The 13,889-nt window shown below is 59.4% G+C and carries 12 protein-coding genes; 8 read left to right on the top strand and 4 right to left on the bottom strand.

The window, feature by feature from the left end; genetic code table 11:
- Window positions 1-4 precede the first annotated feature (4 nt).
- The 3 genes from rfaE1 to HZB23_09050 all read left to right on the top strand — a co-directional run bounded on the left by rfaE1 (window position 5) and on the right by HZB23_09050 (window position 2,643).
- Window positions 5-970: a D-glycero-beta-D-manno-heptose-7-phosphate kinase gene (gene rfaE1 / locus HZB23_09060; GenBank protein ID MBI5844800.1), complete on the top strand. Its 966-nt coding sequence runs from the start codon at window positions 5-7 to the stop codon at window positions 968-970.
- A gap of 112 nt (window positions 971-1,082) precedes the next feature.
- On the top strand, window positions 1,083-1,400 hold the full coding sequence (locus HZB23_09055) for a DUF167 domain-containing protein (GenBank protein ID MBI5844799.1): 318 nt from the start codon (window positions 1,083-1,085) through the stop codon (window positions 1,398-1,400).
- A 151-nt stretch (window positions 1,401-1,551) separates the two neighbouring features.
- Complete coding sequence (locus HZB23_09050; protein MBI5844798.1) at window positions 1,552-2,643, top strand: SH3 domain-containing protein; 1,092 nt, start codon at window positions 1,552-1,554, stop codon at window positions 2,641-2,643.
- A 431-nt stretch (window positions 2,644-3,074) separates the two neighbouring features.
- Here the strand turns inward: HZB23_09050 and HZB23_09045 are convergent, their stop codons facing one another.
- A complete protein-coding gene (locus HZB23_09045) occupies window positions 3,075-3,977 on the bottom strand; it encodes an ADP-ribosylglycohydrolase family protein (protein MBI5844797.1) in 903 nt (300 codons plus the stop codon).
- Between the two features lie 232 nt (window positions 3,978-4,209).
- On the opposite strand from HZB23_09045, the gene HZB23_09040 reads away from it, so the two are divergent.
- Complete coding sequence (locus HZB23_09040; protein MBI5844796.1) at window positions 4,210-4,458, top strand: hypothetical protein; 249 nt, start codon at window positions 4,210-4,212, stop codon at window positions 4,456-4,458.
- Between the two features lie 16 nt (window positions 4,459-4,474).
- On the opposite strand, the gene HZB23_09035 is transcribed toward HZB23_09040, so the two are convergent.
- The 3 genes from HZB23_09035 to HZB23_09025 all read right to left on the bottom strand — a co-directional run bounded on the left by HZB23_09035 (window position 4,475) and on the right by HZB23_09025 (window position 9,190).
- A complete protein-coding gene (locus HZB23_09035) occupies window positions 4,475-6,511 on the bottom strand; it encodes a tetratricopeptide repeat protein (protein ID MBI5844795.1) in 2,037 nt (678 codons plus the stop codon).
- Between the two features lie 97 nt (window positions 6,512-6,608).
- Window positions 6,609-8,897, bottom strand: a complete 2,289-nt coding sequence (locus tag HZB23_09030; GenBank protein MBI5844794.1) for a carboxypeptidase regulatory-like domain-containing protein — start codon at window positions 8,895-8,897, stop codon at window positions 6,609-6,611.
- Complete coding sequence (locus tag HZB23_09025) at window positions 8,894-9,190, bottom strand: hypothetical protein (protein ID MBI5844793.1); 297 nt, start codon at window positions 9,188-9,190, stop codon at window positions 8,894-8,896. Before HZB23_09025 ends, HZB23_09030 begins: the two co-directional genes overlap by 4 nt.
- A 124-nt stretch (window positions 9,191-9,314) precedes the next feature.
- On the opposite strand from HZB23_09025, the gene HZB23_09020 reads away from it, so the two are divergent.
- The 4 genes from HZB23_09020 to HZB23_09005 all read left to right on the top strand — a co-directional run bounded on the left by HZB23_09020 (window position 9,315) and on the right by HZB23_09005 (window position 13,862).
- Window positions 9,315-10,031 (top strand): hypothetical protein, encoded by a 717-nt coding sequence (locus HZB23_09020; protein ID MBI5844792.1) that lies wholly within the window; start codon window positions 9,315-9,317, stop codon window positions 10,029-10,031.
- Entirely contained in the window at window positions 10,028-12,142 is a 2,115-nt protein-coding gene (locus HZB23_09015; protein ID MBI5844791.1) for a hypothetical protein, read from the top strand. Before HZB23_09020 ends, HZB23_09015 begins: the two co-directional genes overlap by 4 nt.
- 557 nt (window positions 12,143-12,699) lie before the next feature.
- Entirely contained in the window at window positions 12,700-13,140 is a 441-nt protein-coding gene (locus HZB23_09010) for a roadblock/LC7 domain-containing protein (protein ID MBI5844790.1), read from the top strand.
- 116 nt (window positions 13,141-13,256) lie between these two features.
- Window positions 13,257-13,862, top strand: coding sequence for a gliding motility protein (locus HZB23_09005; GenBank protein ID MBI5844789.1), 606 nt, complete (start codon window positions 13,257-13,259; stop codon window positions 13,860-13,862).
- The last annotated feature ends 27 nt before the right edge of the window (window positions 13,863-13,889 follow it).

The raw sequence follows: 13,889 nt of genomic DNA, 5'->3' as shown, positions 1-13,889 counted from the left end.
CGCCATGAGCATCAATCTTGATTCCTTTAAAAAAAGCCGGGTTCTGGTGGTGGGGGACGTGATGGTGGACGAGTACACCTGGGGCGAGGTGGAGCGCATAAGCCCGGAAGCGCCGGTGCCGGTGGTTTCCGTGGTTTCCGAGACGGCCACCCTTGGAGGCGCGGGAAACGTGGCCGCCAACCTCGCGGCCCTTGGGGCCAGGGTATCGGTTGCGGCGGTTTCCGGTACAGGTCCTGCCGGGCGCGTGCTGAAACGCCTTTTTTCGGATATGGGCGTTGACACCACGGGGGTTTTTTCCGACGAAACCCGGCCCACCACGAGAAAAACCCGCGTGATCGCCGTAAACCAGCAGGTTGTGCGCATCGACCGCGAAACCAGGCGGCCCATCACCGATGCCCAGGAAAGGGAAATAGCCGGTTTCGTGGAGGGCCGCCTGAAAGACACCGACGTGGTGCTGATTTCCGACTACGGCAAGGGCCTTCTGACGCCCGGCCTTCTGGGCCGCGTGATCGGGGCCTGCTCCAAGGCGGGAAAAATGGTGATAGTGGACCCCAAGGGCCGGGACTACGAGCGCTACAAGGGGGCCTTCGCCATCACCCCCAACCGAAGGGAGGCCGCCCTTGCAACGGGAGTCGAAATTTCAGACCGGGCAAGCCTCATGGTGGCGGGCGCGAACCTTTTAAGCTCCGTGGGCGCTCAGTGGGTGCTGGTCACCTGCGGAAAAGACGGCATGGCGGCTTTTTCCAACCATGAGCCGCCTGTTTTCATATCCGCCGAAGCTAGGCAGGTTTTCGACGTTTCCGGCGCGGGCGACACGGTTCTTGCGGTCCTCGGCCTGGGGCTCGCCGCCGGAGCCTCCTTTTCCGAGGCATCCCGCCTCGCCAACACGGCAGGCGGAATCGTTGTGGGCAAGGTCGGCACCGCCACGGTGAGCGTCGCCGAACTCGCTACGGCGGTGAAAAGGCAGTGAATAGTCGGCAGTGGGCAGTCTGGTAGGTTGGGCTGAGGAACGAAGCCCAACGAAATGATTTATTACCATATTTTTTTGAACCAACCGGATCAATCGACGGGCTGGACCTTGCATGGCGGAAAAAATCCAAATACGCGAAACGCCGGACGGTTTTTCCTTCAAGGTGAGGGCAGTGCCACGTTCGTCCAAAAACCAGGTCTGCGGGGCTCAGGGCGAGGCCCTCAAGATCAAGATCACCGCCCCGCCCGTGGAGGGGGCCGCCAACCAGGCAATCTGCGAGTTTGCGGCGAAACTTCTGGATGTGGCCAAAAGCCGCGTGAGCGTGGCCTCCGGGGCCTCATCGAAAGACAAGACCCTGTTCGTAGAGGAGCCCGACCCGGCCTCAAGAAAAGCGCTGATGGAAAAAATCGCCGGTTTTGCGGCGGGTTGAGGCGGAGGAAAAAATATTTTCGGAAAGCTGTAAACTTTTCATTCTCCCTGGGCGTCTTATATTCAGTTCAAGGCGCTGTAAGCCGTTGAACGAGGCAGGGGCGAAATCTTCGCACGGACTTTTCAAGGCGATCACGCCAGGGAGCTTCTTCATGAAAACATATACGAATTCGGTTTCAAGGCAGGCGGCGGTCATTTTTGCCCTTGTGGCGGGCCTCACCCTCTTCTCCCAGGGGCTTTCCACGGCAGCCGAGCGCCGGGAGGGTGACCGCGCGCCGCAGGTGATGACCGAGCTCGATCCCGTAAGGCACCTGGAAGCCAACAGCCATGCCCGCCCCGGAACGTCCGCTCCGGCTGAGTCCAGGCCCGCGCCGAAGAGCCGCTCGGCAGCGGTCAAGCCCGCGCCCCGGAGCAACCCCGCGCCCGGCCCGGAAGCCCACGGCCATGCGCCTGCCTACGCGGGCCAGGGACGTCCTTCGCACGAAACGGCGGTCAGCAGGCCGGCCCCGGCCAGGAGGCATGAACCCGCCCCCACTGCCAGGAGGCATGAGCCCTCTCATCCGTCAAGGTGGCATGAACCCGCTCCTCCGGCCAGGTGGAATGAGCCTGCCCCGCAGTCCAGATGGCATGGGCCGTACTACGCATCAGGTCGGCATTCTGCCCACGGCCCGGCCCCCAGGCATGTGGTCCGCCCGGCTCCGGTCCGCCGTTATCGCGGTCCTGTTCACGGCGGGGTGGTGGTTTCCATGCCAAGGGGACACGCAAGGGTGGTGCACAGGGGAAATGACTATTACTACTATAACGGTTATTTTCACAGGCGGCACACTGCGGGCTACATCGTGGTTGCGCCCCCCATCGGCGCTGTGGTGGTTTCCATTCCGGTGGGATTTCGCACCTTCGTGGCTGCGGGCATCACCTACTTCATTTTAAACGATATCTGGTACAGGTCGGTGGCCTCCGGCTACGAGGTTGTGGCCCCGCCTCCCGAAGCGCCGGTTTATGCCGCGCCTTCCGATGACCGGGGAATACTTCCGGGCGACAAGGTGAGGGTGGCGGTGGACATGCTGAACGTCCGCACCGGTCCGGGAAGGGAGTATCCGGTGGTGGTGGTGATATACAACAACAGCATCCTGGAGATTGAAAGCGGTGTCCCGGACTGGCTCTTCATCCGCCTGCCCGATGGAAAAACCGGCTGGATCATGGAGCAGTACGTGACTCTGGACGAGCCCGGAGCAAGCGGATAGAAGCCTGGATAAAAACGCGAACTGCGGCGTCAGAGCAAAGCGGGCGGGTCGTCATGTACGAAAAGTACTATTCCTCCACGCCCGCTTCACTCTTCCTTGCATTTCATCGTTTTTATCCAGGCTTCGTATTGAGCCTTTTTCAACTGGAAGATAGGCCTTTGTGAAGGCAGATCGTCCGCATGAACAAAAAAGGGGAAGCCCGGCTCCAACAGGAACCGGGCTTCCCCTCGATCAACTATCGGCGGGCTCTTAAAATAGAACTTAACCCAGTTCCCCGTAACACTTCAAAATCTGTCAATGCCCCGGACAGGCCGTCCAAAAGCGATGAAATGCAAGGAAGCGAGGGTGGGCCGGGGAGGGATAGTACACGCGGTACATCCCGACCCGGCCCGCCTTCGCTGACGCAGCAGTTCGCGCTTTTGGACGGCCTGTCACCCCAAGCCCAGGTCAAGCAGCGTGGCCATCCAGGGAGCCGCCTTCATGCGGCTCATCCAGTTGGGCTTCACTGCGTCCATTCCGTTAAAAGCGCCGAAAAACATGCCCGCAACCATGCCCCGCGCCGCGCTGTCCCCACCTGCCGTCACGTTCTGAACAAGGCCCTCCACAGGGTCTGACTGGTACTTCGCCACAAGATGGATCACCGCCGGAAATGCTCCGGCCACGTCGCAGCTCAGGCCGAAACGGCCTATGGCGGATATGGTGTCCTCGTCCGCCGAAGCAAGTCCGCTTTCCAGCAGAGGGACGAGTTCGGCAGGCAGGGCGGCTTTTGCCGACAAAAGGGCCTCGGTGGGCTTTTTGTTCGAAAGCACCTTAAGGACCGCGCTTGCGAAAAATTCCGCGCAGCCGGTGATGGCGGGGCTTGAGTGGGTCATGGAGGTCTGGGCCCGGCAATGGGCGATGCATCTGGCGGGTTCGCCTGCGTGGTGGTATATTATGGGAGCGATGCGCGCGGCCCCGGCCAGGTCCGTTGAAGGGGAGCCCGATTTTTCAGGCCCAAGCCCCCTGGCGAAGTTTTCGAGGGTGATTTTGGTGGCCCGGTCAAGGTAGCCGTCGTAGCGGGAGAAGCCCTTCTTCCACGTGCGGGCGAAGTGGTAAAGATCGAAGCCCTTTTTCATGGCCACGGATTCCAGGAGCCAGAGGGCCTGATCCCCGTAATGGGTGAACATGCCCTCCTGCTTTCCGGCGTGGTAGGAATCCGGCCAGGGGGCCTTCAAGGTGTCGGGCCTGCCGAACCTTTCGGAGATCACCTCGGTGTCGTAAATCCAGTGGGCTGGCAGCGCGAGGCTGTCCGCCGCAAAGGAGGCCCAAACCATTGCCTTGGTCTTGTCGCTCATCATTGCGCCTTGAAAATGAAATTTCCCCGGCCCCGGTTTTGATGAGTCCGCAAAAAGCCCGGAAAGGCTTCCATAACGCCTTGGCGGCGCATTCCGGCCCCGGAGGGACTTTTTGCATGACCTTCAATTTTGCATGGTAACATGAAAATTAAAGGGATTCAACCGCTTTCAGCCACATGATTACTGCAATGAAAATGCAAATACAGGTAAAAAACCGGGAAGGCCACGAACCATGAATCTTTTCGGAAAAAAGGGCAGGGACGACACCTTTGTGCGGATGATCCAGGTGGCGCAGGAGGACAGGACGGTGGGCGATCTTCTGCGGTCGGTCCTGGGCCTTGCCCCGGAAAAAAGGTCCGCAGCCCTGATCAATATGGCGGCGACCCTGGAAAAGAGGGGGGCGCCCAGGCATTTCATAGAGGCGCTGGAAGTGCTGAAAGAAGACGGCGCTGCGGAAAAGGCCCTGGAGCTTCTGAAGTGAGGCTGCTTGGGCCGGGTTACCCGCCGCCGTTGATTTGGGCCAGGTGCTGCCTTGCGGGGGCGTAATACGGGTCGATGGAAAGGGCCTCCCTCAGCCGGGCCGCCCCTTCCAGGGGCCTGCCCGAAAGCGCCAGGGCGAGCCCCAGAAAATCCAGCAGACGCGGGTCATCCGCCCGGCGGCTTATCGCGTATTCCAGCACCGGAAGGGCCTCGTCCGCCCGGCCAAGGCTCAAGTAAACCAGCCCCAGGTTTCCAGCCAGGCCCTCCATATCGGGCTGGCCTTCAAAGGCGGCCAGAAGGTGAGGCAGAGCTTCTTGATGCAAGCCCCGGCTGGCCAGCAGGGTTCCCAGCCTCTCCCTGGCCGGAATCCAGGCCGGGTTGGCGTCAACGGCCCACCGGTAAAGGTTTAAGGCCGCATCCGCCCTGCCCCTTGCAGCGGCCATGCGGGCGATTTTTTCATAGGCGGGCGCAAGCCTGTCATCCGAGGCCAGGGCAAGGGCGTAGTGCTTTCCGGCAAGGCCCGGCTTTCCCGCGTTTTCATAAAGCTCGGCAAGGTTTACGTGGGCCGTGGAAAGACGGGGGTCCAGGGCCAGGGCCTCCAGGAAAAGGGCCTCAGCCTTTTCCTGCTTTCCGGCCTTGTACTGCATGGCTCCCAGGTTGGCGAAGCTTTCCGCGTAATCGGGCTTTACGATCATCACCCGCCTGAAATGGCCTTCCGCCTCATCGAATTTTCCCTGGCCATACCTTATCACCCCTAGGTTATTGTGGGCGATCCATGCCGCAGGGTTTTTTTGAAGGGTGGCTGTCCACAGCCTTTCCTGCCCGTCGTAGGAAAGCGCCAGAACCATGCTGGAAGCGCCCAGGAAGGCCAGCACGGCGGCCATCGAGACAATAGCGAGGGAGCGCGCCGCGCGGGGACCCATAAGGCTTCCAAGCCAACCGAGCCCGGCTGCGAAGGCACTTGCGAAAAGGCCCATAATGCACGGGCCGGCCAGATACTGAAAATGATCCGCCACGAAGGAAAACCGGAAGGGGTAGACGTTGAAAAAACCAAGGGCGGGAAACAGGGCCAGGGCGAAAAGCAGCACCGCCGCCAGGGGACCGGGCCCGATTTTTTTCCTGAACACCCAGAGCGCCGCTACAAGAGCCGCAAAACCGGCTGGCCCCAGCCACGAAACAAGGGTTGACGGATCTGGTATCACCCTGGGATAGATGAACACGAAGCCTTCGGGCCAGAGAATTTTTCCGGCGTAAAACCAGAAAGCCCTTCCGGCCAGGAGGAGCCTTTGGGCCGCGTCCAGGTCGAAATCCGCCCCGCCAGCCCCGACGTGGGTCCGCTCCATCCAGATGGTGAGAAGGCCGAAGGCCAGGGACATGGCGAAAAAGGGCGCAAGGCTCAAAAATTCCATGAGGCGGACCCGGCGGCGTTTCCACAATAAAACCAAAACAAGGGCGGCTGGCAGGGTTGAAGTGACGGTCTTGGAAAGAAGGGCGCAAAAAAACAGGATGAACGAGGCCACGTAAAGCCGCCCCGCCCTGACGGGCTTTTCCGGGGGGCCGCCTTCCGCCGGACCATCGCCCGAAACGCCCCATGAGCCAAGGAAACAGATGGCCGCAGCGAAATAGAACACCCCGGAAAGCAGGTTCTTGCGTTCGGTTATCCAGGCCACGCTCTCCACGTTTACGGGGTGAAGGGCGAAAATGGCCGCGCAGAACCATGCCAGAGGCACCCCAAGCATGGCCAGGAGCCGCCACAGAAGCAGGGCAGACATTGCGTGAAGGGCCGCGTTCACGGCGTGGAAACCGGACGGGTCGAGGCCGAATATCCGGCGCTCGATCCAGAAGGTTGTGAAAACAAGGGGGTAGTACTGGGGGGTGGAGTTGGGGGAGAACCAGAGGTCGCACAGGGCCCCCGGAGAATCGAGGGCCGGGTTTTCCGTTACGTAATCGTCGTCATCCCATATGAAACCGTTGGAAAAGGACGGCCCGTAAACGAGGAACACGGCCAGCACCAGGACTGCAGCCAGGATTAGGTTTTTGGGAAGCCTTTTCACGGAGCCGGGCCAGGTTGGGAAAGTTGCAGGCGCAAAAGGGCCGCAGGCCGCCGCCATTGTAAGGCGCGACCTGCGGCCCCGTAGTGAAAATCATGCATCAGTTGCGGCGTGTGAACAAAAGCCCGGCCAGCAGGAGGGCCGCAGCCAGAAGGCCCGATCCGCCCGTCCGCCCTCCGCTTTCGGCCATTACTGTGGAAACGAAGCAGCCGAAGATTTCGTAGCGCTCAAAGGGAGCGAAGTCGTATCCGCCCTCGTTGTCTATGCCCTCGTCGCACTGGCCGCCCACCGCGAACCATTTTCCCCTTGAGCCCGAATCGAAATAAACGCTTCCGGTGCGCCCGTCGCCAAGGTAGTCGATGGCGTAAATGTTGCTTGCCGCTATGTGGCTGGATTCGCAGCTTTTGAGGTCCAGCACGTTGCCCACCGAAGAGCGGACCCACATGAGGCCCTGCTCCAGGCTTCCCTTGTTTATCACGGTGAGGTCAAGGGGCATTTTGACCCTGTACCACCTGTCGCCCACCAGCTCGTTGTTGCCTTCCATGTTGTCGTCCCGCACGTCCACGAAAGTGATGGAGGGCACCGCGTAGGCGAAGGTGCTGCGGCCAATGTCATCGCCGTTCTGGTTGTCGGTGATGTCGCCTATGAGATTTGCGCCCAGGGGAGCGCCCGTAAGTTCGTCAATTTCAATTCCGGCCGGGCGGATTTCCACGAAACCCGCAGGAAACTGGCCGATCAAGTCACCCGTCACAAGGTCCTTTTTCGTGTTGACGCCGGCCACCCGGAGGCCGCCGGTGATCGGCACGGGAATGCCGTCATTCATGTACGGGATGGTTCCTATGACCACGCCCTTGTAGGTGTTGGAAAGGGTGAGGTCCACGCCGGCATAGGGGAAATTGGTGCCGTCCGGCAGCACGTACTCGGTGTAGAGGCCTTCGGTGTAGGCCATGAGGACGTAATCATGAACCCCGGCCTGGGGCGGGTTGGGGGGAACTGCGGCCAGGGACAGGTAATAGGACGATCCGACAATTGAAAGTTCGCCCAGCAATTCGACCATGGGAACGGTTCCGTCCCAATACTTGCGGACCAGGCCCACCACCGCGTCCTCGTTCGGCCCCAGAAGGGAGCCGTCGGGACGCCTTACGTTGCCCGAAACAAAGGCCGCAGAAGCCGGATCGACGGATATCTGGGCATTGCCCGGAACGTTTTCGGCAAGGTACTGGGAGCTTACCTTGCCGTTTGTGTAACCTGGCGCGGAAATCGAAAACGCGTACATGTTGGCCGAGGGAAGGGGGCCGAAGAAAAATTCGCCCAAAGCGTTGGTGGTGGTGAAGCCCCTGTAGGGAGACGGGGCGTAAAGGGAGACCTTTGCTCCCACTATGGGCAGCCTGGTGTTGGTATCAAGGAGCTGGCCCGAAAAATTCCTGGTGTCCCGGACGATCATGGGGCCGAAGGGCAGGGGCCTGTAGATGTTGCCGTAGGCGGGGAAGTTGAGTGCCTGGTCCGGCTCGCAGATGATGTAAAACTTGTTGAAGGTGGAAGCGTTGGCCGGAGGCGTGTAGGTGAGGGTGTAAACCCCGCCCACGGAGGGCCCTATCTGGGCGGTGATGTTGCCGTATTGGACGTCGCCTGTTACTTCGGTGGCGCTGGAGTCGGTTCCGGTCATGAGCCTTGGGGTGTAATTTATCCCGTCCGGCATTCCCGTGATGTGGTAGAATATGGGTGCTCCGCCTTCCGCCACGATCACGGGCCCCTCCTCAATACGGACGGGAACCCATATATTGACGGAGTCCGTGCCCGGAAGGCCGTCCTGTAGGGTTACGGTGTATTCCCCGGCGTAGCTGCCCGCAGTGGGGCCGGTGAAATTGGCGACCTTGTTGTTGCCCGCGTAAAAAAAGGTGGCCCAGGCCGGCCCGGTGAATATCCACTGGTAGGTACCGTACCTGCCGCCTGTTCCGTTGATCTTGTCCACGCCGTGTTCGCTGCGGGTGTGCTTGCCCGGAAGCACGTATTTGGGAATAAGGTCCTTGTAAAATATGCTTACGGGCCTGTAGACGTTGATGTTCCGCGAGTACTCCGTCTGCTCAAGCAAGTCCTTGACGGTCATCAAAACCACGGCGGGATCGTAGTCGTCCGTCGGATACAAGTCGGCCAGCCAGGTTATTCTGGCCGAGTTCAGGACCGTTATGCCATTGGTATCACCGGGTGTAAACTTCCAGTGGTAATCCACGGCGGCGCTTCCCGTGGCCGTGAAAACGGCTGTGTAGTTATAGCGGACATCGGATGGGCCGGTTATTCCGGTAACGGCGGCAAGGGCCGAACCCGGCAGGAAAGCCGCAACGGCCAGCGCCACCCAGGCAATGCCGTGAAAAAGAGTACGCTTTGTCATACCCGTCCTTCTTTTTGATTGAGTAAAGTGGCGCTCGAATCCACAACGATCAGGCTTCGGCCTTTCAGGTCCGTGGCCATCCGCTCCCCTGAAAGGGCGTTTTGTCCGAAGAGGAAATATTGCATTTGTTTCGAGAAAACCATCGGGGCCGCAAGAGGATTCGACCTGTAACGCGGCCTTCCGCCGGACGCGATAAAACATAATTCTCGATTCGATAATAAATACACCATATCACCTTTTAATGCAACGTCAATCTGAACGGCGGCATCGGTCCGGCTGCCCACTTTGTCCAAATGCGGTCACCCAACCGAAAAGCGTTGCACGGGGCGTGCTCATGCGATAAAACAGAAAACGGGAGAATGTCGCCGAATCGCCCTGTTGTCCGCTTGAGCCCGGAAGTCCGGTCCAGGAGCAGCCTTGAAAAGACACCATAAAAATACAGCTCTTGCAGTCCTTGTGCTTGCCGTTTTGCTTGCGGCGGGGTGCGCGAAGTTCAACGTGCCCAACGAGGACCTGGAAAAAGCAATGCCCAAGGAGCCGGCCAAGGAGATGAAGGACGCCTCCATCAAGTTCATAACGGCCAATTACAAGCTGTATTCCTGTCTTTTGGAGATGGACCAGGCCTTCAACGCCAAGGGCGTGCCCGCAGATCCCGAAACCACGGGGCTTCTCCTGGAATACGCCGACGAATTTCTGAGGGACACGGAGGCCGCCCTGGGCGAAATTGCGGACTGGGCTGAAAAAAACCCGAAAAAGATCGAGGAACTCACCGAGGATGCCGATGATCTTGAAAATTCCGAACTGAGGGTCCTTGCCCATTTCACCTCCCTGGCCGACGCGGAATTCCAGAAAAGGCAGGCCGCCTATTTCGCCGAAATCCGTGTTTACCTCGGCGTGGCAAGGCGGGAGCACGAATTTTTAAAGGAAAGATACGAAGACGTGGTCCTGGGTCTTGGCGACGCGGCCAGCCGTTACCAGGAACACGCCCAGGAACTGGGCAGGGCCAGGGCCCTGCTCAATGCCCGGCTGCAGGACGTTTCAAGCCATTTCACGAACATAATGTCCATCAAGGAAAAAAGCCTGAGCCTTTCCGTCGACAAGAAAAAAGGCTCATCTGCGGGGATATTGCCATGACCGGACTTTGGGGGGTCATTCTGATGAGCTCTGCCGGGGCCATCCCCTTTTCCGGCCCGGTCGCCTGGGTCCTGGCCGGGGGCCTGATCCTCGTCCTGCTGGCTGTCGGAGCCCTGGTTCTGAAGAAAAAACGCCCCGGGATAAAGATCGAGGCGCAGGCGAAGGAAGCCCTTCCGGCGGCGGAAGCCCCCCCGGCGGGGGAGCCGGACGCCCCTGCAAGAACGCCCGCCGCAACCCGCTGGGACGTAAAGCCCAGGGACCTGGTGGATTTTTTTCTGACGATATACAAGGCCCAGCTTGGTGTGCCCCAGAACGCCCCTTCGGAGGTTGTCCCGGTTGAGGAGCGTCCGTCCAGGGGCGCCCACGTTTTCGAGTTCAAGGTAAACCGCAAAGGGAAGTGGATGAGCCGCCGCATGAGCATCCGCCCCATAGGCGAGGAGAGCAAGAGCCGGAGCCGCCTGTATTACGTGATTTTCGACGCGCACCTTGTGGTAAAGGTCACCCCCAAGCCGGTGACGGATTTTTCCAGGTACCTGGAACAGATAAAGAAGGAATGGGCCATAGCCCGCACTCTTGCCCCACGGGAATGCGTGGTGCCGCTCCTTTCGGTGATCCTTCGCCTGGTTCAGCCCCTTGCGGCGGGCAAAGACAGGAGCGTGGAGGTGATCGAGGACCTCTACATAAAAAAGGCCACCCACCAGACCGAACTTCGGGACTATCTCAAGGTCGGCGGCTCCTTCCTCTATTTCATGGAGCTTTCCACCAGGTTTTTTCTGGCCGAGGTTCTTCACGACATCTACGACTCCGAGGACAGGCTCTTTGACGAAATGACCGCCTGCCCGGAGGTGCTGACGGACCCCCTGGCCGGAAGCGGCAGGTACGGCGAGGAAAGCCTTTCCGCCTGCTTTGCAATACAGGCGGCCTTCGTCCCCTGTCAGGCCGCAGTTGCCGAGGCGTTCAAGAAGCTGCCGCAAAGCCCGTCGGTTCCCTACAGGCTTGGAAGCTGGTTTCTGGAATGCGTGGCAGGAAGATGCCCGAACCGGGCGGCCACGGGCCTTTCCGAGCCCGAATACAAGGCTTTGGCGGCTGCGCTCAAAAGCTCCATGGCGGAGCATCCGTACGCCGTGGGACTGTTCACCGAGGCGGTGGCCTCCCGCGTGCGGGAGCTGTCATTCGCGCAGTCCAGGCCCAAGCTGGAGGGCCTTGTAGCGAATCTTCTGGACCTTCTGGCCTGGCTGGAAAAAAGCTCGGTGGCGGCCCGCGACTTGAAGCCGGACAACCTTCTGGTGGTGGGCGACCCGGCAAGGTATCCGGGCTTTCTCACCGATCCTGAAAGCTACGAAATCGGCCTTATAGACCTTGAAACGGCAGTGTGCTGGAAGACTGCGGCAGGCCGGGCCCCGGAACAGCCCCCAATGGCCGGAACCCCCCTTTACGCCACCCCTACCCACCTGATGGAAAACGGCCTTCTGACCGCTCTTTTTGGCGACCTGGGCGCGACGCTCAACATGCAGGACTGGCACGCCACAGTGGGCATGATTTACGCCGCCGCCACCGGCGAGCCCCTCTTTGCGGAGACCGCCCGAAGGATGCCCTCCGTGATCCAGGTGCTGAAAAGCCCGGTGGCCTCCGAAAAGGACGCGGTCCATTTCGCCAGAGAGGCCCTGCGCATATTCTGGGAAAGCGCGTTTGAGGATTTCACAGAAAAAACCCGGAAAAAGGCGGGCGACCTTGCCGCTCTGGCCATAAGGCCCGGAAAACCGGCGGCGGACATGCTTGCCCGGCATCTCACCCAAGCCAGGGACCAATTGGCGAAGGAAATCGAGGCCTTTGTGGAAAGCAGGGCCGGTTCGGCGTCTCCTGAAAACCGGCAGAAGCTTCTGGCCGCAGGTTCCGAGGCCCTGGCCCGGAGAATGGAGGCGGCGGGGCAGGACCCGGCAGCCGCCTTTCTTGGCCGCCTTTACTCGCTGAAAAAGCGCGAGGAGGCCATGAGCCTTGTTTTGGCCGCCCCCGAAGGCCCGGTCCCCGCCGGGGTCCTTCTGGACGCCATGTTCTACAGGGTGTTTTCGTTCCTTTATAACGAAAACTGGGGTTTTGTCGCGCGAGTTTGACCAAGGGCCAAAAAGGCCGTTTGACATTGCACCGTTTCTTGTGGCAAAGTGACAAAAATTGATAAAGTTTCAAAATATTCCAGCCGGGAAAATTCGTTCATAATTGTTGAAGCCGGGCATTTTCAAAGATCGCGCAGCAACGGCAGCCGGGAATTTTCGGTTGGAGAATAACCGGTAGGCGCTGTTTGCATAAACTGCAAGGAATCGGAATCGGGGATGGAATGTTCTGCGGACCGGTGAAATCCGGTTGCGTTTTCCCTTAAGGCCGGTCTAAATCCTGTTGTAATTTTTGGAAAAGGTGTTATACAAGGCTTTCGTACGGGTGGAAAAGTCCGTTTCGCCTTTGTGATTCCGCCGTTTATTCCCTGTCCCGGCCAGCAGGAGCCCCCCTTTAGGGGAGTCCCCGTTCGGGATGCGAAAACGGCAAAACCGCCGTATTTTTTCCCCTTGACGGCGGAGGGTCCGTTTTGGCGTTTTCCCGTTGCGTGCTTTTCGCCGTTCGGAAACTATCTTGGCCTCATTATAATCGAAAACGTCGCCACGAAGGAACCAGTTGAATGGAATACGGGTTTGGACAGAAGGAACTTGACAGGGTTGAGAGCATCCTGCAAAACGACCTAATCGCCATAGGGGTGACCTGCGCTATCCTCATTGATATGGCGGGAAACGTCATAGCAAGGTGCGACAACGGCAAGTGCAACCTCGACTTGTATTCGCTTGCGGCCCTGGCGGCGGGCAATTTCGGCGCTGTTAACGCCATGGCCCAGATGGTGGGCGAAGACAACTTCACCCTGCTCTTTCACAAGGGCAAGAACGAAAGCATCCATTTCGCCAAGGTGGAGGATGACTTTCTTCTGATCACCATTTTCGGCAACGAGGTCTCGCTCGGCTTTCTCCGTCTGCGGGTGGAGGAGGTCAGCAAGAAGATCAAGGAATCCCTGCTGTATAAGACTATGATGCTCCAAAACCTTTTCGACTCCGACGCCAGCGAGGCGTAGGACGCCGGGAACCGGCCAAAAGCATCCGTTCCCGGTCCGACTGCGGCGGCGGGGCGCCGGATTCGCAATTCCGGGCAGAAGGTGCGACAATTTCCGCTTGAGTGAGGGGATGTGCCTTGGCTTTCATCAATCTCAAGAAAAAAGAGGTTCAGGTCAAAATCGTGTATTACGGACCCGGGCGCGGCGGCAAGACCACCAACCTGGAGTTCATTTACGGAAAGTTCAAGGAGCGCATAAAATCCGAGATGGTCAGCATCAAGACCCACGGAGACCGCACCCTGTACTTCGATTTTTTCCCCTTCGACATCGGCAAGATCAAAGGCTACGATGTCAAGGTGAACCTCTACACCGTACCGGGGCAGGTAAAATACAACGCCACGCGCCGCCTTGTGCTCCAGGGCGTTGACGGCGTTGTTTTCGTGGCCGACTCCATGGCCCTAAGGCGCGAGCACAACTTCCTGGCGCTCAAAAACCTGCAGGAAAACCTCGCAGCTTACAACAAGAGCATTTTCCGCATCCCCCTTGTAATGCAATACAACAAGCGCGACCTTGCCCAGCAGGGGGTGAGCCTCCTCACCATGGAGCGCATGGAAAAAGACCTGAACAGCCGCCTGAAGGCCCCAAGCTACGGCGCCAGCGCCACCTCCGGCGACAACGTGGTGGAGACGCTGAAGAAGATCATCTCCCTGACCGTGGCATCACTGCACAAGGAGCTCAAGTGACCTTGGCTTGGCCGCTTTTTGCCGCAA

It is taken from the genome of Deltaproteobacteria bacterium (assembly GCA_016235345.1).
Taxonomy (GTDB): Bacteria; Desulfobacterota; Desulfobacteria; order Desulfobacterales; family Desulfatibacillaceae; genus JACRLG01.
Note: the sequence above shows the minus strand (reverse complement) of the source record. Positions and strands in the feature narration are given on the sequence as shown.

Coding starts and splice junctions, on each gene's coding strand:
- rfaE1 (MBI5844800.1), top strand. CDS start 5: ATGAGCATCAATCTTGATTCCTTTAAAAAAAGCCGGGTTCTGGTGGTG.
- HZB23_09055 (MBI5844799.1), top strand. CDS start 1,083: ATGGCGGAAAAAATCCAAATACGCGAAACGCCGGACGGTTTTTCCTTC.
- HZB23_09050 (MBI5844798.1), top strand. CDS start 1,552: ATGAAAACATATACGAATTCGGTTTCAAGGCAGGCGGCGGTCATTTTT.
- HZB23_09045 (MBI5844797.1), bottom strand. CDS start 3,977: ATGAGCGACAAGACCAAGGCAATGGTTTGGGCCTCCTTTGCGGCGGAC.
- HZB23_09040 (MBI5844796.1), top strand. CDS start 4,210: ATGAATCTTTTCGGAAAAAAGGGCAGGGACGACACCTTTGTGCGGATG.
- HZB23_09030 (MBI5844794.1), bottom strand. CDS start 8,897: ATGACAAAGCGTACTCTTTTTCACGGCATTGCCTGGGTGGCGCTGGCC.
- HZB23_09015 (MBI5844791.1), top strand. CDS start 10,028: ATGACCGGACTTTGGGGGGTCATTCTGATGAGCTCTGCCGGGGCCATC.
- HZB23_09010 (MBI5844790.1), top strand. CDS start 12,700: ATGGAATACGGGTTTGGACAGAAGGAACTTGACAGGGTTGAGAGCATC.